The 23,330-nt window shown below is 63.7% G+C and carries 14 protein-coding genes, 8 pseudogenes and 1 other annotated feature; of the genes and pseudogenes, 4 read left to right on the top strand and 18 right to left on the bottom strand.

Going from position 1 to position 23,330, the window contains the following annotated elements:
* Nucleotides 1–18: 18 nt before the first annotated feature.
* The 4 genes and pseudogenes from ACGI6K_RS22780 to ACGI6K_RS22765 form a co-directional block, all read right to left on the bottom strand.
* Nucleotides 19–1,031, bottom strand: a pseudogene (locus ACGI6K_RS22780) (IS110 family transposase).
* 531 nt (nucleotides 1,032–1,562) lie between these two features.
* Entirely contained in the window at nucleotides 1,563–1,973 is a 411-nt protein-coding gene (locus ACGI6K_RS22775; protein WP_152390090.1) for a type II toxin-antitoxin system VapC family toxin, read from the bottom strand.
* A complete protein-coding gene (gene vapB / locus ACGI6K_RS22770; protein WP_376948887.1) occupies nucleotides 1,970–2,200 on the bottom strand; it encodes a type II toxin-antitoxin system VapB family antitoxin in 231 nt (76 codons plus the stop codon). Before vapB ends, ACGI6K_RS22775 begins: the two co-directional genes overlap by 4 nt.
* Nucleotides 2,201–2,275: 75 nt before the next feature.
* Nucleotides 2,276–2,507 (bottom strand): annotated as a pseudogene (locus ACGI6K_RS22765) (tyrosine-type recombinase/integrase); the annotation flags it as partial.
* A gap of 66 nt (nucleotides 2,508–2,573) precedes the next feature.
* Between ACGI6K_RS22765 and ACGI6K_RS22760 the strand changes: the two are divergent.
* Both ACGI6K_RS22760 and ACGI6K_RS22755 read left to right on the top strand, forming a co-directional pair.
* Nucleotides 2,574–3,136, top strand: a pseudogene (locus tag ACGI6K_RS22760) (transposase); the annotation flags it as partial.
* A gap of 55 nt (nucleotides 3,137–3,191) precedes the next feature.
* A pseudogene (locus tag ACGI6K_RS22755) lies at nucleotides 3,192–4,425 on the top strand (IS3 family transposase).
* Nucleotides 3,470–3,600 (top strand) — a sequence feature (AL1L pseudoknot). (Overlaps the previous pseudogene by 131 nt.)
* Nucleotides 4,426–4,484: 59 nt before the next feature.
* Here the strand turns inward: ACGI6K_RS22755 and ACGI6K_RS22750 are convergent.
* The 7 genes and pseudogenes from ACGI6K_RS22750 to ACGI6K_RS22720 all read right to left on the bottom strand — a co-directional run.
* Nucleotides 4,485–4,742, bottom strand: a pseudogene (locus ACGI6K_RS22750) (styrene monooxygenase/indole monooxygenase family protein); the annotation flags it as partial.
* Between the two features lie 34 nt (nucleotides 4,743–4,776).
* The gene (locus tag ACGI6K_RS22745; protein ID WP_376947790.1) at nucleotides 4,777–6,021 is read right to left on the bottom strand and encodes a cation:proton antiporter; all 1,245 of its coding nucleotides are present in this window, start codon (nucleotides 6,019–6,021) and stop codon (nucleotides 4,777–4,779) included.
* Nucleotides 6,018–6,176 carry a flavin reductase family protein gene (locus ACGI6K_RS22740; protein WP_152390194.1) on the bottom strand — a complete coding sequence of 53 codons (159 nt, stop codon included), beginning with the start codon at nucleotides 6,174–6,176 and terminating at the stop codon, nucleotides 6,018–6,020. Before ACGI6K_RS22740 ends, ACGI6K_RS22745 begins: the two co-directional genes overlap by 4 nt.
* On the bottom strand, nucleotides 6,176–7,267 hold the full coding sequence (locus ACGI6K_RS22735) for a Rieske 2Fe-2S domain-containing protein (protein WP_376947792.1): 1,092 nt from the start codon (nucleotides 7,265–7,267) through the stop codon (nucleotides 6,176–6,178). Before ACGI6K_RS22735 ends, ACGI6K_RS22740 begins: the two co-directional genes overlap by 1 nt.
* Nucleotides 7,268–7,291: 24 nt before the next feature.
* Entirely contained in the window at nucleotides 7,292–8,995 is a 1,704-nt protein-coding gene (locus ACGI6K_RS22730; protein WP_376947794.1) for an NAD(P)/FAD-dependent oxidoreductase, read from the bottom strand.
* A 42-nt stretch (nucleotides 8,996–9,037) separates the two neighbouring features.
* Entirely contained in the window at nucleotides 9,038–10,123 is a 1,086-nt protein-coding gene (locus ACGI6K_RS22725; RefSeq protein ID WP_376947796.1) for a monodechloroaminopyrrolnitrin synthase PrnB family protein, read from the bottom strand.
* Nucleotides 10,123–11,739: a tryptophan halogenase family protein gene (locus ACGI6K_RS22720; RefSeq protein ID WP_376947798.1), complete on the bottom strand. Its 1,617-nt coding sequence runs from the start codon at nucleotides 11,737–11,739 to the stop codon at nucleotides 10,123–10,125. The genes ACGI6K_RS22725 and ACGI6K_RS22720 overlap by 1 nt, the downstream gene beginning before the upstream one ends.
* A 308-nt stretch (nucleotides 11,740–12,047) precedes the next feature.
* Between ACGI6K_RS22720 and ACGI6K_RS22715 the strand changes: the two genes are divergently transcribed.
* On the top strand, nucleotides 12,048–12,524 hold the full coding sequence (locus tag ACGI6K_RS22715) for a helix-turn-helix domain-containing protein (RefSeq protein ID WP_376947800.1): 477 nt from the start codon (nucleotides 12,048–12,050) through the stop codon (nucleotides 12,522–12,524).
* Nucleotides 12,525–12,619: 95 nt separating this feature from the next.
* Nucleotides 12,620–12,979, top strand: coding sequence for a transposase (locus tag ACGI6K_RS22710; protein WP_376947802.1), 360 nt, complete (start codon nucleotides 12,620–12,622; stop codon nucleotides 12,977–12,979).
* Between the two features lies 1 nt (nucleotide 12,980).
* Here ACGI6K_RS22710 and ACGI6K_RS22705 read toward each other — a convergent pair.
* From ACGI6K_RS22705 to ACGI6K_RS22675, 7 genes and pseudogenes are all read right to left on the bottom strand, one after another.
* Nucleotides 12,981–13,166: pseudogene (locus ACGI6K_RS22705) on the bottom strand (IS3 family transposase); the annotation flags it as partial.
* Nucleotides 13,167–13,198: 32 nt separating this feature from the next.
* Nucleotides 13,199–14,416 (bottom strand): annotated as a pseudogene (locus ACGI6K_RS22700) (Tn3 family transposase); the annotation flags it as partial.
* A 12-nt stretch (nucleotides 14,417–14,428) separates the two neighbouring features.
* A protein-coding gene (locus tag ACGI6K_RS22695) for an IS630 family transposase (RefSeq protein WP_394543735.1) occupies nucleotides 14,429–15,375 on the bottom strand; the annotation gives its coding sequence in 2 pieces (ribosomal slippage) (nucleotides 14,429–15,036 and nucleotides 15,036–15,375; 948 coding nt in all).
* A 142-nt stretch (nucleotides 15,376–15,517) separates the two neighbouring features.
* Nucleotides 15,518–16,246: pseudogene (locus ACGI6K_RS22690) on the bottom strand (AMP-binding protein); the annotation flags it as partial.
* Nucleotides 16,247–16,392: 146 nt separating this feature from the next.
* Complete coding sequence (locus ACGI6K_RS22685) at nucleotides 16,393–17,304, bottom strand: isochorismate synthase (RefSeq protein WP_376944782.1); 912 nt, start codon at nucleotides 17,302–17,304, stop codon at nucleotides 16,393–16,395.
* On the bottom strand, nucleotides 17,301–17,636 hold the full coding sequence (locus ACGI6K_RS22680) for an isochorismate lyase (protein ID WP_376944780.1): 336 nt from the start codon (nucleotides 17,634–17,636) through the stop codon (nucleotides 17,301–17,303). The genes ACGI6K_RS22685 and ACGI6K_RS22680 overlap by 4 nt, the downstream gene beginning before the upstream one ends.
* Before the next feature lie 65 nt (nucleotides 17,637–17,701).
* Nucleotides 17,702–23,317, bottom strand: coding sequence for an amino acid adenylation domain-containing protein (locus ACGI6K_RS22675; protein ID WP_376944778.1), 5,616 nt, complete (start codon nucleotides 23,315–23,317; stop codon nucleotides 17,702–17,704).
* Between the last annotated feature and the right edge of the window lie 13 nt (nucleotides 23,318–23,330).

The following is a 23,330-nucleotide window of genomic DNA, read 5'->3' as shown; positions in this document are numbered from 1 at the left end:
GCCTGTTGGTTACTGTTTTCAATGCTCCGCGGGACATGCGCTAAAGCGTTCCGCCCGGTATGGAGAGCCCTTGGCCAGCATGGCCCACAGGGTTCGGGCCAGTTTATTGGCCAGTGCGGCAACCGCCACGTTGTAAGGCCGCCTGGCCAGCAAGCGCTCAAGCTACCCGGATTTCTGGCTTCTGGCGAGGATCGAGCGGGCCCCGTGCATCAACAACATCCGCGGATAGCTGTCGCCTCGCTTGCTCCACCCCAGTTGGCGAACTCGACCGCCGGTACCGGTCTGCCGGGGAACCAGTCCTAGCCAGGCGGCGAACTGACGGCCGGAACGAAAAGTCGTCGCGTCGCCCAGTGAGGCAACGGCGGCAGTGGCGGTCAATAAACCGATGCCGGGGATTCCTGCAATGTTTTGACAGTCGGGATTCTCGCGCAGTTAGCGTTTCAAGCGGCGTTCGATCATCCGGATTTCCTCGTCCAGTCTGAGCACTCGCGACCCTTGCTCGCGCAGGCTCTCCAGAAGTACAGGAGGAACCTGATTTTCCGCCTTGGCGAAGGTTTCCGGCATAGCGTTGGCTAGTTGGGCAAGACAATCCCGAACGCATAGAACAGGCCGCGCAGCGCATTGCTCTGCGTGATGCGAAACTTCAGCAGTTGGGCGCGGATACGGTGCAGCGAGAGGATGGCCAGCTGATCAGCCTGCTTGATAGCGACCAGGCAAGCGCCCGGCTGCTGAACGGCGGTCCAGATGGCCTGGGCATCAGCCGCATCGGTCTTGTTGCGTGGCACGAACGGACGAACCGAGCGCGGGGCCGACAGTCGCACCTCATGCCCCTGCTGGCGAAGCTGACGTGCCCACCAGTGGGCACTGCCGCACGCCTCAATCGCCACCAGGCAGGGCTGAGGCTAGGTGAGGAACGCCAGGACTTCATCGCGCCGCCGCTTGATGCGCTCGATTTTTCCGGAGTTTCGATCGACGGTATGCAGTTGGAAAACCTTCTTGGCGATATCCATGCCGATCACGCTCTGTTTCATGGTGGATCCTCCGGCATCAAGTGATGCTTGCTACTCACACGCTTCACTGTGGCACGTCGATGCCGAGCAGCGAGGATCCTCTATCGATGCAGAGGTGCTGCGGCCGGCCCGCTGCCGGGGGGAGGCGGTCCATACCATGTGAATTAGTCCCCCCGTCATTTCCTGGCCGAGCGCTCGATTGCTCAAAAACGGCAGTTCCGTGGCAATTGAGGCCGATATCTCTTTGCAAATCCATGGTTTGCCCTTGACGAGGCGCTTTGCCGGGATGACTCCCCGCATTACGGACGCACCTGCTGCCGAGCTGACAGGGAGGATCAGCACATCAGCATCGGCTACCGAGCGAGCGTTCCCTTCGCTTCATTGAGGCGAAGTGTCGATGATCAAGACGCCTCCTTTCGGCTCGCCCTGAACAGGGTTCAGAGGGTCATGGCTGGCGTAACCGTACCCCAAACTCGCTAGAGTTACAGGGTCGTTTTCCCGCTTCCGCCCTGCGGGCCGTGTACGGTAATTGTTTTCATGCGTGCTTTTCTCCTAAACCCAGTCCTCATAAACTAGGCCAGGTACACGGCCAAATTCACGAACATTGTTTGTCACAAGCGTACAGCCGGAGGCTATCGCATGACCTGCGATAGCAGTGTCATTGGGGCCGATTGGCGTGCCAACCTCGGTCAGCGCTCGCATTACTTCAACGGTCGCATCTACAGCGCGTTGATCCCATGGCAACACTGCGTCTAGTCGCTTCACGAATTCATCAACCAGCGTTTTATGCTTGGCTGAGGCTTTCTTACCGATCTGGCCAAAACGCATTTCGGCGTAGGTGACGGCAGAAATAACGATTCGATTGTTCTGGCCAACCTCCGCCGCCAGCCGCTGTAACACCGACTCTGGGAGTTCGCGCATGATGAACGAGCAAATGCAGGTATCAAGCATGTAGGTCGTCACAGATTGAACCTGTCTTCATCACCAACAACTGGTGGGCGCTCTTGAAGAAAGTCGGCATCGGCTTTTGGCACCTCGGCCAGGGACTGCCATGTTGGCCGTACCGGGCGAAGTGTGATTACGTCACCTTCGCGCATGATTTCCAGCTCACCGATGCCTTCATAAGCCATGTCATTCGGTAGTCGAATCGCCTGATTCTTGCCGTTCTTAAAAATAGAGACAGTACGCATTTTAATCCTCCAACATATGTCTAACATATGCAATATAGCAACGAATCATTGCATATGCAAAGCATATGCTCAACATCAAAGCGCAACCTCAAACGCTCGTCTAATAGTTTCGTCAGATACGGCTTGGAACGGTCAAGGGACTGGTGGCCGAGAATGGTTTGCACAGTCTCTACGTCACCCGGTCGCGGCAAGCACCCTCGCGGCCAGCGAGCGGCGCCCGCTGTGCGAGCTGCCCTGCTTGATACCGGCCTGCCGGTAGAGACCTGCTGATGGTCTGTTGGAGCGCATCGCAGGCGCGATATACCTCCTGGCTGGGGTAGCCTGATTTCGGCAGACAGTCTCGATTGCTACCATCAGTGATCGGGAGTGAAACATGATCAGAAACAGTTACCCCAGAGAGTTCCGCGCCGAAGCGGTAAAGCTGGTCCTCGAGCAAGAGCTGAGCCGTAAAGAGGCGGTCAGCCGGCTTGGCATTCCCAAGGGAACGCTGGCCACTTGGGTGGCGGCTGCCATGGCAGGCAGTGAGAAACCAGCCCCAGGGGCGAGAACCGTTGCCGAGCGGGAGGCGGAGAATGCTCGTCTGCGCAAGGAGCTCGCCGATGCCCGCACGGAGCGGGATATCGTAAAAAAAGCAGCCGCGTACTTTGCTCGGGAGTCACTGCCCGGTACGCGTGGATAGAAGAGCATCGGCACCTGTTCCCAGTAAGGGTGGCTTGTCGGGTGCTGGGCGTGTCACGCGCGGGCTTCCACGACTGGCACGCGCGGGCCCCCTCGGCGCGAGACCGGGAGAATGAGCGGTTACGGGTGGCTATCAGGGCAGCCCATGGTAAAAACCGGGAGACCTAGGGTATCCGCCGCTTACAGCCAGAACTTGCTGCGATGGGCTTTGCTGCCGGGCGCGACCGTATCGCTCGCCTGCGCCGTGAAATGGGCCTGTGAACCGCCCCGGGTTTCCTGGAGGCTCCAACTCTTCTCTTGAGAGGATGGAGCCATGAATACAGCAACGAAGTATTCCCCTGAAGTCCGGCAGCGGGCGGTTCGTATGGTGCTCGAGCATCAGGACGAGCACGAGTCGCAGTGGGCGGCGATCAATTCCATCGCTGCGAAGATCGGCTGCACAGCCGAGACGCTGCGCCGCTGGGTGAGACAGGCCGAGCGCGATACTGGACTGCGTGAGGGACAGACGACGCCAGAGCGTGAACGGATCAAGGCGCTCGAGCGGGAGGTGCGTGAGCTGCGCCAAGCCAACGAGATCCTGCGCAAGGCCTCAGCCTATTTTGCCCAGGCGGAGCTCGACCGCCGCTTCAAGCGATGAAGGCCTTCATCGACGATCACCGCCAGGTCCACGGGGTCGAGCCTGGCCGGCCGCACCGATCCGCAAGGTACTGCCGATTGCCTCGTCGACCTACTACGAGCCTGTGGCCCGGAAAATCGCTCCCGCACGGCAGTCAGCCCGAGCACGCCGGGATGAACTGCTCTGCGAGCATGTTCAGCGTGTCTGGGACGAGAATTTCCAGGTCTATGGCGCGCGCAAGCTCTGGAGGCAGCTACGCCGGGAAGGCTTCGAGGGGGCGCGCTGCACAGTCGAGTGGCTGATGCGTAGGTTGGGCCCGCGGGGCGTGGTGCGCGGCAAGACGCCTCGCACCACGGTCAGCGACCGCACGACACCGTGCCCGCGGGATCATGTCAATCGCCAGTTCCAGGTCAGCCGGCCGAATGCATTATGGGTATCGGCTTTCACCTATGTGTCGACCTGGCAGGGCTTCGTCCACGCGGCCTTCGTCATCGACGTCTTCGCCCGGCGGATCGTTGGCTGGAAGGTCTCCGGTTCGGCGCGTACCGACTTCGTGCTGGATGCCCTAAAGCAGGCGCTGTATGCCCGTCAGCCGGTACAGGGCGGGCTGATCGATCACAGTGATGGAGGGGTGCAGTCTGTCTCGATCCGCTACACCGAGCGCCTGGCCGAAGCCGGGATCGAGCCGTCGGTGGGCAGTGTGGGTAACTCGTACGACAACGCCCTGGCCGAGACCATCGACGGACTCTACAAGGCCGAAGTGATTCATCGCCAGTCCTGGAAGAACCGCGAGGCCGTGGAGCTGGCCACGCTGACCTGGGTGGACTGGTACAACTACCGTCGACTGCTGGAACCGATCGGCAACATCCCGGCGGCGGAAGCTGAAGCGGCGTATTATCGACAACTCGACGAGTCAGCCCTGGCGGCATGACTCACACCAACGAGCCTCCGAGACTCCCGGGGCGGTTCAGCCTGTTGGCTCATTTTTGTGATAAAGGCATGACATTGCTCGGCGTCGAACCACCATGGTGCGAACTGGCGCGGGTCGTCGAAAGCATTGGTAATGGCGCTGGCCAGCGGCTGTACCTGGCTGGCGGCACCGAGCAGTTGAAGCACGTGCTCGGCGGGTGGCACCAACATGCTGTTGGTCCAGCCCACGACATGGCGGGCATAGTCCCAGTACTGCTCGAAGGTCTGCTCCATCCAGGCACTACTGAAGGGTTCCTCGTCCTGAGCGAGAATTGCCTCCAAATGGGCTCGGCGTATACATGTCTGGCGCGCTTCACTTGCCGGCATCCGGGATTGCTGGCATCGCGCGCGATTGCATGCGCAGCGTGAATCGAACCAGCGGTGAGGTCAGCGCCGTCGTCACCAGCGCGAACACCACGAGGATCGTGTAGACCCTTGGCGGAAGGATCTGCATCTGCAGACCGATTGACAGGACGATTAGCTCCATCAAGCCGCGCGTATTCATCAACGAGCTCACCAGCATCGCATCGTGTGGCGCAAGCCCGGTGGCACGCGCGCCCAGATAGCTGCCGCCGAACTTGCCGATGAATCCGCCCGCGAGGAATACACCGAACCACATCCATGATGCCGCGTCGTCGATCGTGCCGACCGACGCATGCAGCCCCGCATACGCGAAAAACACCGGCATCAGCACAAGCTTGACGAAACCTTCGACGTTGTCGCGCCACTCCTTCGCGACGCCGGGCACACGCCGCACGAACAGCGCCGCCGCAAGTGCGCCAAATGCGCTATGGAATCCGATCAGCGACGTCGCGAGTGCCGACGCCATTACGAAGCAGAACAACACGGCCAAGCGGTCGCGCGCCGCATGCGCAGTCGATGCGAGCCGCGCAAGCGTCGGTCGAACCACGAAGCGCACCAGGAGCGCGCACAGCACCAGATACGCGAGCAGGCTGACGAGCATGCGCGCAAATGCCCAGCCAGGCCCGCTCGATAGCGAGGCAATCGTTGCAAGCAGCATCCATCCGAGCGTATCCGTCAGCATCGCGGCAGACATTGCGTGCCGTGCGCCCACCATGGCGCTGAGCGCCAGGTCGTCGATGATGCGCGCCATCACCGGCACCGCTGATACCGCAAGTGCGACACCGCAGAAGAGTACATAGGGCAGCGCCGGCGCGTCGCTGGCGAGCGTGCCTTTCGAGACGGTGGCGACGATCATGCCGATCGCGGCCGGTGCGACGAGCCCGCCCGCTGCGATCGCGACGGGCATGCGCCAGCGCTTGCCGCGCAGCGTCTCGCCCAACTCCATATGCAGACCGACCTGAAACATGAGCAGTACCAGGCCGACTTCGCCGACTTGCGCCATCGCTGACAGCGCACGTGGGCCGAACAACACGTCGTAGAAACTCGGTGCGATCACGCCGAACAGCGAAGGCCCCAACAGCAAACCGGCCGCGATCTCGCCGACGACCGCGCACTGGCCGAGCCGTTCGGCAATGCGGCCGCAGACGTTGCAGAGCGCGATCACCAGCACGAGTTGCAACAGCCAGATAGTCATGAATACCTCGGAAAGAGCGACACCGACACGAAGCTGGTGGCCGCGAGCCCAAGCGGGCCAGCCGCGCCGTACGCCGTGATGACCGTGACGCCGCTCGCCAGGTTCGCGAGCGCCTGGCGGAGCGACGCGGCCGAGACCGGCTCGGCTTCACGCATCACCGCCCACTCGCGACGCGGTCGACCCAGCCCCGGTAGAACGCACGGTACTTGAGCACGAGCTTGTCGTACTTGCTGTACGCGCCGCCGCCGTCCGGCTTCATCCCGTTCCAGATTTTGACGTCGTACCCCGCTGCCTGTCTGGTCTGCAGCCCGAACAGTACGAAGTCGGTCGCACGGCGTAGGGCGCCGCCCACCTTCTTGATTGAGATGAGCATGTGCATGACGTTCTTGCCGTCGCTCACCGGCGTCACACACTGGAGCAGCTTGTATTTGACGTCTCCGTCCAGGGCGACGGTCATGACGCACCCGCCGGGGTAGCCATCGAAGTGCAGGTTCATCTGCGACATGTTCAGGCCGAGCGCGCGCGACAGCATGCCGAGGGGGCCGAAGTACCGGTCCACAGTGAAGTCGATCCCGGCACCGAACCACGCGCCCGCCCGGGCCAGCGACTCAACCTCCGGCCACTGGCGCCAATCGTCGAAGAGCTTGAGCTCGAAGGCCGAGATCGGGAGCGCGTGCACGGGGGTCGCGTGCTGCGCGTCGTAGAAGTTCTCGACGATCCGCAAGACCGCCGTCGTCGTCTCGAACGCGAAGTGCAGGTGCATAAAGTCGCCGTTGTCGACGTCGGCCGCGGCGATTTCGGGCAGCGGGTGCAGCGGCTGCGGGGAGCCATACCAGACCCACACGTAGCCGTATCGCTCGGCGGTGACCAACGTCGGCTGGCGCGCCCCGCGCGGCACGGGCTCCAGCCGGCGCACCGCCTGGCTGTGGCCGGGGATGTGAACGCATTGGCCCTGCTCGTCGTACCGCCAGTGGTGAAACGGGCACTGGATGCACCCGTCCTTGACCCGCCCGTCAGCCAGGTTCGCACCTAGGTGCGAGCAGTGGCGGTCCATCACTACGGCCCGCCCCGTCGCTCCGCGCCATGCCACGCACGAACGGCCGAAGAGCGTCAACTCCGTCGGCTTGTCCTTGAGGTCGTCCGAGCGCATCGCAACGTACCAGCTCGCGGCCAGGCGCGTGGTCGCGTCGTACGCCCCCGGGGGATGCTTCTTGACGCTCGCTTGATCCAATTGAATGTCGTTCATCGTTTTTGTGTCGTCGTTGGCCGACTACTTCTTCAGCGCCAAACCGATGCGGGTCGTGATGTACGCCTTGAGCAGCGCGAACATCGGGTTGTAGTCGAAGTACTTTTTCACCTCTGCCGGCGCGCTGGTTTGCGTCCAGTACATCAGCTTCATCGCCGGCAGTAGGCTGTACTTCGAGTTGTTGAGCTGCGGCTTGTCCCCGGTGATGCAGTACCCGAAGCCGAACATCGGCTTGGCGAAGTCTCGTTCGTCGATGAGGGCGTGAATCCGCGCCGCAGCCTCCTCGGCCGGCTTGCGCCCGGCGCTCACGGCCTCGACCTCAGCTTTGGCGTCGTTGAACAACTGGTAGTACTCCTCCATGTCCGCGCACAGGTACCCGAGGTACGGGGGGTTGTTGTCGAGGTGATCGAGGTCGCCCTCGTCGCGCGACGCGCGGAACCTCGCGTGGGCTTGCACGAGCCGGAACTGCCCGAGGATTGTGCCGACCGCCCACAGCCTGTGGAACGCGTCCCATAGGCGGAAGTCCGAGAACGCCGTGTAACAGCAGCTGACGAAGTCGTCGTTGTGGTCCAAAAGCTTTTGCTGCAAGCGCTCGATGTACTCGAAGCGCTCGGGGGAGAAGTCATCGTCGCATAGCGCCTTGATGAGGCGCGCTGCGAGCGCGTGGATGGTCACCGCGGTGTTCTCGAGCCCCCGGGAGAAGAGCGGGTCGATGAACCCGTTCGCGTGCAGCATCAGGCAGTAGCGGTCGCCGACGCAGGCGTTCGACGAGAACTGCAGGCGGTCGGTCTTGACCCAATCGCGCACCGGCACGGCGTCCCGGAACTGCGCCCCGATGCTCGGGAACTGCGCGAGGAACTCGTCGAATTCTTGCTGCGCGGAGATGTCCGTTTTCGGGTAAACACGCGGGTCGAGCTGCAGGCCGACGCTCACCAGGTTGTTGGTCGACCGCGGGTGGTTGTTGAACGGAATCACCCAGAGCCAGCCGCCCGCGAACATGTGGTGCAAGGTCCCCTCGTGCCAGCGCCAGCGCTGCCCCTTGACCTTGAAGATGTCGTCGAACGGCTTGACCCCGAGCATGTGCGTGTAGAGGCTGCGCGAGTGCGTCTTGAAGCGACACGGTTCTTCGCGGAGCTTGAACTTGGTCGCAAGCGGCGCGCGGGGTCCTCCGCAGTCGATCATGTACCGGCCGGTGAACCGTTCGCCCTGGGCGGTGGTCACCGCGACGCCGTCTTTATCGGCGTGGTATTCGGTCACGTTAGTCTTCTGGCAAACCTTGCAGCCGTATTTAATGGCGGCTTGCAACAAGTAGGCGTCGACGTCTTGCCGGTAATAATGGCTCTCCGGCCCCCACGGCAGCTCGGGAATGACGCACTGCGTGAACTCCTTCGGGTCGTGCTCCTGGCCGGGCTTGTGGAACACGAAGCCGAAGTTGCGCTTGATGCCCGTGCTCGACGCGACGTAACGTTGCGTCGAGTAGAATGACGTGATGTGGTCGAGCTCCGGAATGCCGTAACGATCAGCGATGATGCGGTTCATAAGAGACGTCTCGGGGATCGACGATTCGCCGATCGTGAACCGCGGGTGCGACGACTCCTCGATGATCAGCACGCGAAACTGTTTTTTGGCCAAGATGGCTCCCATCTGGGTGCCGGACATGCCCGAGCCGAGGATGATCACGTCGAAGTGGTTGCTATCGCGCCCGTTCGCGTGGCTCTTCTGAGTCATGGGGGCAAACTCTCCTTGTGAGATAACACATGGCCGCGCGCGTCAGGATTCGTCGAGCGCGGCGAGGATGCGGGACCGCGCGGCACACGTGAGCGTGAGTAGATTGCCGAGCATGCTGGGCGCGTACCCCCCGCTGCCGATTGCGGGGCCGCTTCGCCCGACTTCGTACGCCCGCTCCGCCAATTTGAGGTGAGGCGCCCGGAAGCGCAGCAGGACCTTGAAGACCCGCTCGAGGGCTGCCAGCCCAGCCCGGACGGGCTCGCCCCGCGCACCGACCGCTCGCGCCTCGCCGAGCGCGCGGTCGACGAGCGCCGGCCCCCCAGCGAACCGAGCGTAGACCGCCCTGTACGCGGGAAGCACGTAGGGTAGGTACGTCTCTTTGAATTCTCGATAAGCTTGGTCGTCCGATTGCGAGCCCCACAGGACGTGCTCCAGCACGAAGAGGGGCATTTCTACGGCACCGGGGCCGAGGTAGCTCTGGCCACCGACTCGAATCGGTTCGTAGAAGGGGCGGAGCTCATCGTAGAAGACCTGCAGCGAGATGAAGCGGTACGCGTAGACGATCGATTCGACCATTTTCTGCAGATAGGCTGCTAGCTCGTCGCACCCTTGCGCGAACGCGGGCGACCGCAGGGGCACATCGGACAGTTCGACGGTCACCGCGATGGCCGCCTCGAGGGCCGCCATCGAGATGCGCACGCTCTCGAGCAGGTGCGCTTCGTCGCGGAGCCCAGTGTAGCTCCGCTGCGCGTCGGCCGCCGCGGGGTTCCAGACCGTCACATGCAGGAGCGTCTCGCGCGGCGGCAGGTCGGTCACGCGCGCCAAGTCGAGCAGCACCGGCTCAAGCCCGGGCACCACGTCAGCGGGCTCATGTCCGTGCCGCTTGAGCGACCCCAGGAAGAACCCGATGTCCCGCATCGCGGCGGCGGCTTCGACGAAGCCCCAGCCGGAGGGCACGCCACGCGCCGGGAGGAGCTCGCGCAGCAGGCCGACGATGCCGGGCACGTCCTTGTTACGGTTCAGGCCCGGCAGCTGCAGAACGAGCGAGCGCGCCTGCAGCGGATCGCAGGCCGCCACGGCAGCGTGCGTGGCCGCGAATGCGCATACCCGGCCCAGGGCGCGCTCCACTACAGGATTTCCGGCGCCGCGGGCGTCGGCCCAGGCTGGCTGCGAGACAGCCCCGCGTCGCCCTCGCGCAGCGACCTCAAGTAGTCATAGTTCGTCGGCAGGCTCGTCCGCAGACGCTCGGCCTCGCGCTGGATGCGGGCGAACATCGCCTCGGCTTTATCGATCGACTCCGGTCGGTGCCGCAAGAGCGGCAGCGACCGGTCGGGCAGCATGCCCAAGCCAGCAAAGATGCAGTAGTAGTTTCCGTTCAACCAGAAGTTCTTGAATTCGTAGTCGAAGGTCTCATAGTACGTAGAATCGTCGAACGACGTGGTGGTCAGCGGCAGCCCCGCCTTGTAGCGCAGAACCTTCTCTTTGATGGCGTCCGAGAGTCGCAGGTCGTGCCGGTTCGCGAGCCAGAACGGCGTGTCTTCGCGCGACGTGGTGAAATAGTGCGCCTGGACGAAGTCTCGACAGTCGTCGAACATGTAGACGATCTCGGCGTTGAACGCGTCGGTCAACCGTGGGTCGAATGAGGTGTCGGGGAAGTGCTTCACGAGTTGGTAAAGCGCCGCGTAGATGAAGTAGATCCCCGTCGATTCTAGGGGCTCCAAAAAGCACGACGACAGCCCGATAGCGACGCAGTTGTTGACCCACGCCCGCTTGTTGCGCCCGACCCTGAACTTGATCTGGTTGAGTGGCTGCTTGTCCGAGAGGCCCCAGAGGTCGAGGAAGTCGGCGGTGGCCTGGTCGCGCGAGGTGAACTTGCTCGAGAAGACGTAGCCGCTGCCAAACCGGCCCAGCATTGGAATCTTCCAGGTCCACCCCGAGTTCATGGCGATCGAGGAGGTGTACGGCTCGATCCCCATGCGCGCGTCGTCGTTGGGTACGGCGCTGGCGACCGCGCTGTCGCACAGCAGGTAGTCGGACATGTCAATGAAAGGCTCCTTCAGGGCCTGGTTGATCAAGAGCCCCCGCATGCCGGAGCAGTCGATGAACAGGTCCGCCTCCAGCGTCCGACCCTCCTTGGTGAACAGGTTGGAGATGTAGCCGCGGTCGTTCAGGTGAACCTCCACGACCTCGTCGACCACGCGGTTCACCCCGCGCTCGACGGCCCAGCGCTTCAAGAAATCGGCCACCAGGTGCGCGTCGAAGTGCCACGCGTGGGACATCTGACGGGTGCCGTCGGGCAGGCACGGTGCTAGCTTGCCGTCGAGCGCCCCGGGCTGCGGGTAGCAGGCGTACTCCATCGGCTGCTGGAAGCCCTGTTCGCGCTTGCGCAGCCAGTAGTGGGTAAGCGGCACGCCGTCGCAGTTCGGCACGCTGCCGAACAAATGGTAGAAGTAATCGTCGCGCGAGTGGTCGGGAGACTTTCTCCAATTCACGAACTTGATCGCGGCCTTGAACGCGCCGTTCACTTGGGGCATCCACTCCCGCTCCGGTATCCCGAGGAAGTCGAAGAACACCTTCTGCAAACTCGGGATGGTCGCCTCGCCCACGCCGATCCGGGGGATCGCCGCAGACTCGATGAGCGTAATGTTCGCCTGCTGTTGGAGCGCCCGGACGAGGTACGAGGCGGCCATCCAGCCCGCAGTGCCGCCGCCCACGATGATGATATTCTTGATGGGGTTGTTCATGACACTTCCTTGTTTCAAGGCGAATTGCCTGTGACGAGGGAGAGGCCGCCAGTCTCCGTGCAAGAGGCACATCAATGTGCTTGTTAGATTAGACTCTAGCCTGCCGGAAAAGCGACGCAAATTCCGTTTCCGAATTAACATCCTAAAACGCAAAGGCATTCGGTATAAAGGAAGGTTTTGAGTACGTTTTTTTGCGCCTAATCAGTCCGCCGCTAGTGTCACGTCAACCGTAAAAGAGCGGGAGAGGTGCATGGCTGGCATGAAGGCATCCTCAATGGATTCGATACCTCGATCGAGAAGGTCTCCAGATGACAGAACGGTACCGGGTGGTCCTGAGTGAAGTGGAAAGAACGCACCTGCAAGTGCTGACGAGCAAGGGCAAGACGGCAACAAGCCAGGTTATCAATGCACTGATCCTGCTGAACTGCGATCAGTCGGCGCCGGCCGGCCCCTGCCGGAGCAGTCGGGAGATCGCGCAGATGCTGGACATCGGCGAGCGCAAGATCGAGCGGGTGAAGAAGCGCTGTGTAGAGGAAGGGGTGGAGGCGGCACTGGTAAGAAAACGGCCCGAGCGCGAATACGCCCGCAAGATCGACGGAGAACTCGAGGCTCGGTTGATCGCCATGAGTTGCAGCCAGCTGCCCGAGGGGCATGCGCGCTGGACACTGCGGTTGTTGGCTGAGCGCTCCGTGGAGCTGTCCTACGTGGAAAGTCTGTCGCACGAGACGGTGCACCGGGTGCTTAAAGAAGCGAACTCAAGCCTTGGCGCCAGGTTGGCTGGGTAATCCTGCCGAAGGCCAGTGGGGAATTCGTGGCGGCCATGGAGCAGGTGCTCGATGTCTACAGCCGCCCCTCTGACCCAACCCATCCCGTAGTCTGCATGGACGAAACAGCGCAGCAGTTGATCGGCCAGGTACGCGAGCCCCTCGAGGCGGTACCGGGGCATGCCGAGCGCGAAGACTACGAGTACGAGCGCGCCGACACCTGCAACGTCTTCGTGGCCTGTGAGCCGCTGGCCGGGCGGCGCACGATCCGGGTGACCGAACGCAGGACCCGCGCGGACTGGGCGCATTTCGTCCGGGCCATCGCCGATGGCTTACTCCGACGCCGAGCGCATTACCCTAGTCATGGACAACCTCAACATCCACAGCGCCAGTTCCCTGTACGAGGCATTCGGTACGGGTTCTGCGAGAACGCTTCGATGAACCGCCCCGGGAGTCTCGGAGGCTCGTTGGTGTGAGTCATGCCGCCAGGGCTGACTCGTCGAGTTGTCGATAATACGCCGCTTCAGCTTCCGCCGGCGGGATGTTGCCGATCGGTTCCAGCAGTCGACGGTGGTTGTACCAGTCCACCCAGGTCAGCGTGGCCAGCTCCACGGCCTCGCGGTTCTTCCAGGACTGGCGATGAGTCACTTCGGCCTTGTAGAGGGGGCATTTGCGGGAGAGGGCGAAAACCTACGCTAAGGCTTTGGCCAACGATATTCACCGGTGAGATTGATGTGCTCCCACCCGAGCGGCGAGACGTGGGCCAGGAGATCAGGCGATAGCAGTTTTCCGTCTCGTTTCTGGCTGGTGACAACCTCGCCCAGCTTCCATGGTGTTCCAGAAAATAATGATGGCGGCGAGCAGGTTCATACCGGCGATTCGGTAATGTTGGCCTTCGGCAGAGCGGTCGCGGATTTCGCCCCGGCGATGGAAACTGATGGCTCGTTTCAGCGCGTGATGGGCCTCGCCCTTGTTGAGTCCAATCTGGGCGCGGCGTTGCAGATCGGCATCCAGAATCCAGTCGATCATGAACAGGGTTCGCTCGACACGACCGACCTCCCGCAGGGCGGTCGCAAGTTCGTTCTGCCGTGGATAGGAGGCGAGTTTCCGTAGGATCTGGCTTGGCGCGACGCTTCCGGCCGCAATGGTGGCGGCGATGCGCAGGATATCGGGCCAGTTGCGCTCAATCATGGCCTGATTGATCTTTCCGCCGATCAAGGCCCGCAAGTGAGACGGGACGGTCGATGGATTGAACGCATAGAGCCGCTTGGACGGCAGATCCCGAATCCGAGGGGCAAACCGGTAGCCGAGAATGGCGCACGCGGCAAAGACATGATCGGTGAAGCCGCCCGTGTCGGCGAACTGCTCGCGGATGTGGCGGCCGGTATCGTTCATGAGCAGGCCGTCGAGGATGTACGGGGCTTCGCTTGCTGTTGCAGGGATCACTTGGGTCGCGAATGGCGCATATTGGTCGGAGACGTGACTGTAAGCCTTCAGGCCCGGGGTGTTGCCGTATTTCGCGTTAATCAGGTTCATGGCTTCGCCTTGCTCCGTGGCGGTGAAAAACTGGCCGTCGCTTGAAGCCGAAGTGCCCATGCCCCAGAACTGGGCCATGGGTAACGCCGCCTGCGCCTCGACTACCATGGCCAGCGCCCGGTCGTAGGCTTCGCCCTCGACATGCCACCGTCCAATGCGGATCAACTCCCAGAAGGTGTGGGTGTTTGTGGCGTCAGCCATCTTGCGCAGGCCGAGGTTGATTCCCTCTTGATGCGTGTGGGCGGTATCTGCTTGTAGAGATCGATCACCAGATCTTCGGCGCCGGTCGGCGCGGCAGCTGCGAGCTTCTCGATATGCAGAACGCTGTTTTCGATCGACCCGCCTGGAATCGTGCCCATACGCGCCGCACGGCCTAGAGCATTTTTACCTTATTCTGATTCATATCCGGCTCCCTCGAAGTAGTGCCTGCAGTCCTGCGCCGAGAACTGCGCAATCGCCTCGCCAATGCTCTGCCACAGCTGCGGCACGGTCCGCGCCGCCGCCTTTCGCAGCAGCGCCTTGAGCTTGGAGAATGCCCTTTCGATCGGGTTCAGGTCGGGGCTATAGGGAGGCAGGTAGCGCAGTGTGGCTCCTGCGCCTTCAATGGCCTGGCGTACCCCCGCCACCTTGTGGGCCGGCAGGTTGTCCATCACCACGATAGCGCCGGGCGTCAGCTCGGGAACCAGGACCTGCTCGACATAGGCCAGGAAGGCCGGGCCGTTCATGGCGCCGTCGAGCACCAGCGGAGCAGTTAGCCCATCCACGCGCAGGCCGGCGGTAAAGGTCGTGGTTTTCCAGTGACCGTGAGGGACCGCGGCCAGGCAGCGCTCGCCGCGAGGGGCCCAGCCTCGTAGGCGGGCCAGGTTGGTCGCGGCGGCGGTTTCGTCGACGAAGATCAGCTTGCGCCAGTCGAAGCCGGGTTGTTCCTCGAGCCACTCCTGTCGTGCTGCCTGGACGTCCGGCCGCTGCTGCTCGGCCGCATGCGCGGTCTTTTTTTGAACGTCATGCCGTGCCGGTCGAGAAACGTCCATACCGTCGCCAGGCTGACCCGAATACCGCGCTCCCGCTCGAGGGTTGCGGCGAGCTCGGCCAGCGTCAGGTCGGGGGTTTGCTCGAGCAGGCCGAGCAGGTAGTGCGCATGGGGATCGAGCCGCAAGCCCCGGGGCTTGCCCTGTCGGCGGGCGACGAGCTCCCCGCCTTCCCGAAAGCGCCGTACCCAGACGATCGCCGTCGCCGTGCCGATGTCGAATCGCTCGGCAGCCTGCCGAGCCGACAGCCCGCCCATGGCCGCGTCGACGACGCGTCGGCGAAGATCGGCACTGTATGCTCGAGCCATTCTGGTCTCCTTGTCTGAGCGGGAGAGGAGGCCCGAAATGACCAGGAAGAGCAACCCCTGTATGTCGAATTCGTGTTTTCAAAAAATGCTCTAGTTCCATCCACAGTAGCGCCAGGGTCGGGACTAGCGCCGTGTGGGTGATACTTTCGCGACGGATGATCTCGAAGCATTCCACCGGGCTGGGCTGGCGAGCGATCACCAGGGTACCGCCGCTGCAAAGCGTGCCGAGGAACCCCGGCGAGCTCATCGGGAAGTTATGTGCCATGGGCAGTACGGCGAGGTAACGGCTGTGCTCATCCATCCGGCACCGCTCGGCACTAGCCCGGGCGTTGTAGAGATATTCGTGATGCCGCCGAGGGATCAGTTTCGGCGTGCCAGTGGTACCGCCGGACAACTGGAAACAGGCGACCGCGCTGACAACCGGGGCGGCGGCATAAGCGGCAGTGCCGTAGAGCCACTGCAAGGCATCCCCCGGCGCGTTCTCTTCCAGCGCGACCAGATGTGTCAGGCTCGGCACCTGGCGCTGCAGGCTGTCGGCCAACTCCGCATAGTCGAAGCCGGCGTGCCGGGGGACGTGGAAGTAGGCTTTGGCTTCGGTCCGGCGGCAGAACTGCAGCAGTTCGTGCTCGCGGTGCGCCGGTAGCGCGAATACCGGAATCACTCCCGCGCGAAACAGTGCAAAGCTCAGCTCGACGAACGCCGCTTGGTTCGGCAACTGCACGATCACCACGTCGCCAGGGACGAGGCCCTTGTTCTTGAGCCCATCCGCCAGCAGCCCGACGCGCCGGTCCAGCTCGGCGTAGCTCAGGCGCAACTCGCCATCCACCAACGCGGTGTGCGTTGGCCGCTGGCTAGCCTGGGTGGCAAGCATGCTGGCGAAGGTGTGATTGCCCCAGTAGCCCAGGCGCAGATAGTCCTGGGCAAAGGTTTCCGGCCAATAGGGGCAGTGCAGCTCTACATCCAACTGTTCGGAAATGGGTTGTCGGTCCATCATCAATTTTCCTCTCCTTTCTTCTCTCACGTACCACATCCTGCAACCACTTCCGTATGCTGCTCCACGCTCTGCTCGCCGCAGCCGTCGACCGTCGGCTCGGGCATCAGCGCGCTGATCATGGTGCGCAGCTTGACGCAGGTCTCCTGATATTCATGCTCCGGGTCGGAACCTTCGACGATGCCGCAGCCGGCGAACAGGTGTGCCTGCCTTCCTTGGATCAGCGCCGAGCGCAGGGCCACCGCGAACTCACCGTTGCCATCGCTGTTCAACCAGCCGACCGGTGCCGCATACCAGCCACGGTTCAGACCTTCCTGGTCGCGGATGTAGGCTATAGCGTGCTCCTTATCGACGCCGCCGACAGCGGGTGTCGGATGCAGGGCGTCGACCAGGGTCAACAGATCGACGTCGGGACGCACTCGCCCCCGCACCAATGTCTGCAGGTGCTGGATATGCGGCAATTTGTGCAGCGATGGCATAGCGGGAACTTGCAAGGTTTCGACGTGCGCCTCCAACGAGCTTTTCAGCGCATTTACCACCAAGGCATGCTCATGGCGGTCCTTGGCGCTATCCAGCAAGCGGTTGCCGTTGTACAGGTCCTCATCCGGGCTGTGCCCACGCGGGGTGCTGCCGGCCAGCGCGGTGGTGTAGAGCTCGCGGCCCTCCAGGCGTACCAGGCGTTCGGGCGTGGCGCCCAGGAAACAGTGTTCGCCACGGCGGATGGCGAACAGGTAGGTGCTGTCGTTGGCCTGCCTGAGGTAGCCCCAGAAGAAGGCATGGGCATAGCCCTGCCCTGCCGTGCTGAAGGCTGAGATGGGCTCCCAATCGTCCCAGGGAGAGGAGTAGCAGGCGAGGATCTCGCGTCCTTTGACTTCGGCATGCTGCCGGGCTTGCTGCAGATGGTCGAGGAGTTTCTGGGTGAGAATTGGCGGGTTCATGCCTGCACCTCCGTCGGGTTCGCCTGCCCCCGGGTGGCCCGCCAATGGAGGATCTGCTGCTGGATGTTCCACTCGATGATCTGACGGAACAGCTCTTCGGTGAAGGCGACGTTGTAGCCCGCCGCCTCCGCCCATTCGCGACGTTCGGCAAGCATCGTCAGGACCCGTTCGGGAGCGGGAATGCTTTCTTCGCTCGGCTTGAACTGCGCCGCGGCCTTCACATACTCCAGCCGTTGCCGGAGCGCTTCGAAGATCTGTCGGTCTAGGCTGTCGATACCCACTCTCACATCGTTCAGGCTGGTGCAATCTCGGGGGGATTTCAAAGCACTCATTTTCACTACCTTCAAAAGTCGGGATAGGTGGAAAGGACGCGAGCGTGAACGAGACTGCCTGGTGCTTAGCTATGCGCTCGCTGGGGTGGATCTGCGCCTAGTTGCCGGCGCAGATGTAGGCAGACGCCATTGGGGGATTCGCTGATGTGAAAATGGCCGCCCGCAACCTGGGCGTACTCGGCCCAGTGCAGCGGGTGTTGACGCCAGGCCAGTACCTCGGCCGTACTCACCTTGCGCTCTGCTTCGGCATGGAACAGGCTTGCCGAACACGTTGAAGCATTGTTTTCCAGCAGGGTGTCGAGCGCTTCGACGATGCGCTCGACGCTGGCGGCGTCCGACAACAGATGCCAGTGGTCGACATCGACCCGCTGTCGCACGTGCCCGGCCTCCAGCAACGCCTGCCAATCACGCAACGGCTCCTCCCAGGCGGCATTCGCCTGCGCCTGGATCAGCAGCACCGAAGTCGCCAATGGGCGGGGATGGATCGCCCGCAAGCTCTCCAGCCCCTGGCGCATACGTCCGACATCACGCTCGAAGCTGGCCAGGCCGCCAAGCCCAGCATGACGACCGAGCGCGGTCACCTGCTCGAACAGGTTCGTCAGGGAGTCCCGCTCCCCGGCGCTGGGTGCCGTCAGGCCGAAGAAGCGATACGGGTCGTCACGCCCCTCGCGCTGGAAGCAGTGCAACGACAGCGGGTCGAGCAGGACCAGCCCGAGGGGTGGCCGCCCTTCCCGCTCCAAGCGCTCGGCCAGGGCTGCCGCCAGGCTGGCGCCGAACGACCAGCCGAGCAGGATGATCCGCTCCCGTTCGTGCGATTCGGCGTCGGCGATGGCCGCGCCATAGCGCTCCAGACGCGCGTCCAGGCTTTCCGCCGCAAGGTTCGACTCGGGGTCCTGCAGGCCATACACCGACAATCGCCCATCGAGGTTCCTGGCCAGGGCTCGATAGGAGCCGATGTCACCATCGGCGGTCGGCAGGCACAGCAGGCTGGCCTTGCCCACTCCAGAGGTCAGGCGCAGCAAGGTCGGCGTTTGCGCGGCCGGCGCCTTCAGCGAGGCCACGAAGTCGTCCAGTTGTGGATGCTGGAACAGTTGCCGTAGGCTGGCCTTGCACCCCAGGCGCTGGCGCAGTTCAGCCACCATGCGGGTGGCCAGCAGGCTGTCGCCGCCGATAGCGAAGAAGTCGGCCATGGCGCTGACCTGCTCGCGCTTGAGCAGGTGTTTCCAGATCTCCGCCACCTCGCTTTCCAGGCCCGGACGCGGCGCGGCGAAGCTTTCCACATGCTGCTCGGCTGCCTGGGCCGGTTTCGGCAACTGCCCGCGATTGATCTTGCCGTTGGCGCTGAGCGGCAGCCGCTCCAGGGTGATGAAACGGCTTGGCAGCATATAGGCCGGTAATGCGTTGGCGAGGTAAGCGGTGAGGCGCTCCGGGCGGAGCCGCCATTGCGCCTGTCGGGTACCGGCCAGCACCACATGTTGGGCGATCGCCGCCTCGGCGCTGCCGGCCCGGGGGAACGCGACATGGCGGTCGAAGCCGCTGCCGTCCAGTTCCTGCGCCCACTGCTCCAGGGAGAGGAACGGCAGGTTGTTCTCCACCCGCCAGTCGTCATAGTCGCTGAGCCCTTCGATGAAGCCGATGCTGATCATCTGCAGGCGGCAGTTGCGGGTCGCCTCGATCATCAGCAGGCTGCCGCCCGGCCGCAGCAGCGTGCGCAGGTAGCGCAGCGAGGCGGACAGGTTGCGCGCATCGTGCAGCACGTTGACCGCCACCACGATGTCCTGCGAGCCTGGCTCGAAGCCTTGCGGCCCCGGCTCGCGGTTGATGTCGTAGTGGGCGTAGTCGATGAAGTCGTAGGCGGCGAAGCGCTGCCGGGCCCGCTCGAAGAAGAAGTCCGAGAGGTCGGTGAAGGCGTAGCGCACCGAGCGTCCTTGCAGCACCGGGAACAGCGATTCGCTGGTGCCACCGGTACCGGCGCCGACTTCCATGATGCGCAAGGTGCGCTCGGCGGGGAACGTCGCCAGCACCTCCCGCAGCAGGCGCGCGGCGATGCGATTGAGGTAGTCCATCAGCGGGTTGAAGCGGTAGATGCCTTCCGCCGCTTCGGTTGAGCCACTGGGGAAGTAGATCTCCAGCGGGTCCAGTTGGCCGCGCAGCATGTCCAGATGGCTGTCGATGCTGCGGCGGATGTAATCCACCACGCTGGCGGCGCGGCAGCCGAACATCTCGATATCGTCGAAACCGGCCCAGGCGCGCTCGAAGGTTTCCATATCGAAGCCACGCAGGCTCAAATAACGGCCCGTCTCGTCGCGTTGCAGGTAGCCTTCGCTCACTAGCGCTTCCAGCCACTGGCCGATCAGCTTGGTGTAGCGGTCGCCGGCGCCCAAGGCGGCCAACACGTCGTCGAGCGTGCGGCGCTCGCCCACTTCACGGAACAGCCCGCCCAGCGCCAGGGTGCGCACCATGGCCAGGCTGCTGAGGCGTTCGACTTCGGCCCAGAAGGCCTGGTAGTGCACCAGGTCCAGATTCTCGTGCAAGCTCGCCGAGGCTTCGTCGCCAACCCGGCTGAGTGCCCACCAGTGGCGCTGGTAAGCCTCCAGATCGACCTCCAGGTGCTGGCGGATGTCGTCGTCCTGTGCCGGCAGGTCCTCCAGGGTCAGATAGGCGACCAGTTGGTGGTTGCCTGGCAACGGCTCCTGCACATCGACCACGGCCTGACGGATCGCCGGGTGGCGGCCGAGCACCGCATCGATCTCACCGAGTTCGATGCGGTGACCCTTGATCTTCACCTGGAAATCTTTGCGCCCGAGAAACTCCAGGGTGCCGTCGGTCCAGTAGCGAGCCAGGTCGCCGGTACGGTACAGGCGTGCGCCGGTCTGCGGATCGAGACTGAACTGGCGCGCGGTCTTCTCCGGATCGCCCCAGTAGCCGAGGGCCACCCCCACGCCCCCGATGTATAGGTCGCCCTTGACCCCTTCGGGGCAATCGCGTCCCTGCGCGTCCAGCACCCGGTAGTACTGGTTGCTCAGCGGATAGCCGTAGGGGATGGAGGTCCAGTGCGCGGGCACCTCCCCTACCTCGAACCAGTTGGACCAGATCGAAGCCTCAGTCGCCCCGCCGAGGGCTACCAGTTGCAGCGCCGGGCACAACGCGCGGGCTCGGGCCGGCAGGTCGAGCGGCACCCAGTCGCCGGAAAGCAATGCCAGACGCAGCGTGGCGGGCAAAGTGCCCGCCCCTTCGACCTGGGTGACGAGCATTTCCAGCAGGGCCGGTACCGAGTTCCACACGCTCACCCCGGTCCTGTCCAGCAGGTCCAGCCAGTGGCCGGGATCGAGGCGCCCCTGGTCGCTCGGCAGCACCAGGGCCGCGCCTGCCGCCAGGGTGCCGAAGATGTCGTAGACGGAGAGGTCGAAGCTCAGCGACGAGAGGCCGAATATCCGATCATCGGCATCTACCTGCCAGCGGCGATTGATATCCAACACTGTGTTCAGCGCACCACGGTGGTCGATCATCACGCCCTTGGGCTGGCCGGTAGAACCCGAGGTGTAGATGATGTACGCCAGCTCCTCGGCGCCGCGGACGATCTCGGGCAACACTGGCGGCCGTGCGGCAAGCAGGTTGGCTAGGTCCAGAACGATGGCCGTGCACGGCCAGTCGCTACGTTGCGCACCGGCATCCACCAGCATCACCCGCACGGCGGCGTTGTCGCAAATCGCACTCAGGCGCCCGCCGGGCACATCGGCGGCGAGCGGCACATAGACGCTACCCGCCAACAGCACACCCAGGGTCGCAATGATCTGCACGGGCCCCTTGGGCAGGCAGACGATGACCCTGTCGCCGGGCTCGACGCCGGCATCCAGGAGCCGGCCGGCGACGACCTGAGCAGTCTCCAGCAGCCGTGCGTAATTCAGACTGCCATCGCTCCATAGCAGCGCCGATGCCTCGGGATGGCGTGCGGCAGCGGCCAGGAACGGCTCATGAAGCAGGCCCTTGGGCACTTCCATCGCGGTGTCGTTGACCTGCTCTCGCACCCGCCGCTGGCGCTCAGGCAGGAGCAGTTCCACCGGTTGCTCCCAGCCGCCCTGGCACAGCTGGCGAAGCAGGCCTTCATAACTGGCGAACATGTCGTCGAGCAGGTTGTCCGGGAACAGCGCGTCGACCGAGTCCCAATTGAGCAGCAGGCCGTCCGCCAGCGGATAGGTCTGGTGGTCGAGCCAGACTTGCGGCGTCTGCGAGATCGACCAGCCCAAATCGCCGAGGCTGTGACGGAAGTTCTCCGGCGGCATGGCCTTGCCCAGGTTGCAGGCGAACACCACTGGCGCCGAGCGTGCCGTGCCGCCGTCGGCACGGGCCAGGTCGCGCAGCACCTCGACTCCGGAATAGGTCGCCTGCTGCAGGTCGCGATGCAGTTGCCGTTGCAGCCGCCGCACATGCTCGGCGAAGGGCAACGCTGCCGAATGATCGATTTCCAGCAGCAACAGGTTGGTGAAGTCGGCGATCATCCACGGGATTTCCGGGCTCAGTTCCTGGCGGTCGAACAGCGGGATGTTCAACAGGAAGCGCGGCTCGCTGCTCCAGCGCGCCAGCACCTCCGCATAGGCGGTGGCCAGCACGCAAGCCAGGGTCACGCCGGCCTTTCTCGCCTGCTCCTGCAGGCGGCCCAGGGAGGCGTGATCGAGCATGAACGAGCGGCGCACGAAGCGCGCCCGCGTCACCTGCTCCGGTTGCCGGGCCAGCGGCAATGCCGGACCGCCGGGCAGGGTCGGCAGGCGCTCCTGCCAATAGGCCTTGGCCACCTCACGGGCGGTGGCATCACGCTGCCGCTGGCTGGCCAGGTAGCCGGCGAAGGTGCTGTGCAGCTCCGGCAATCGGTCGCCCTGGTCGAGGTAGAAAGCCGCCAGGTCGCCAAGGAACAACTCGAAGCTGAGGACGTCGGCCACCAGCAGGTCGAGGTTCAGGTACAGGCGGCTGCGCCTACCGGGCAGGCTGGCCAGGCGTAGATCGCAGACCTCGCCCTGCTCAACCCGCAGGCGCCGATGGGAAAGCCGCTCGCGGATGGCCAGCAGTTGCCCATCGACGGCATTCGCCTCGACCCCGCTCAGGTCGTAGTGAGTCAAGCCGGGCCAGGGGCTTTGCGCCATGACCGTCTGCTTGCCGCTGGGGAGGAACCGGGCGCGCAGCATCGGGTGGCGTTGCAGCAGTTGTCGCATCGCCGTTTCCAGGCGCCCCGCATCCACGCCCTGACCATCGAACTCGGCGTACAGGTGGCAGCCGACCCCACCGAGCGGCTGATCATCCTGGCGCCCGATCCAGTACGCCTGCTGCATCGGTGTCAGGGCGAACTCTTCGGCCTGATGGATCAGGCGCACCGGGCGCTCCGCGCCGTCCATCGTGGCAGCGGCCGGCGCGCCGTCGAGCTGTCGCCACCAGGCGGCCAGCGTCGGCTCTTCGAGCAGGGCCGCCAGCGGCGGTACCACCAGCCCCCTGGCGGCCAGGTGGGTCTGCAGGCGAATGACCATGATCGAATCCAGACCGAACTCGATCAGCGAGCGCTGTTCGTCCAATATCTCCGCCTCCAGGCTGAGCAAGGCGGCCACCTGCTTGCGCAGGGCGCGCTGGTCGAAGGCCGGCGTCTGGCTTGCCGGTTTGTCGGGTTCATTGCGAAGAGCGTCAAGGTCCAACATGTTCAACCTCCGG

Origin of the sequence: Azorhizophilus paspali (assembly GCF_043587585.2) — a bacterium.
Taxonomy (GTDB): Bacteria; Pseudomonadota; Gammaproteobacteria; order Pseudomonadales; family Pseudomonadaceae; genus Azotobacter; species Azotobacter paspali.
This window is presented reverse-complemented; position numbering and strand designations above follow the sequence as displayed.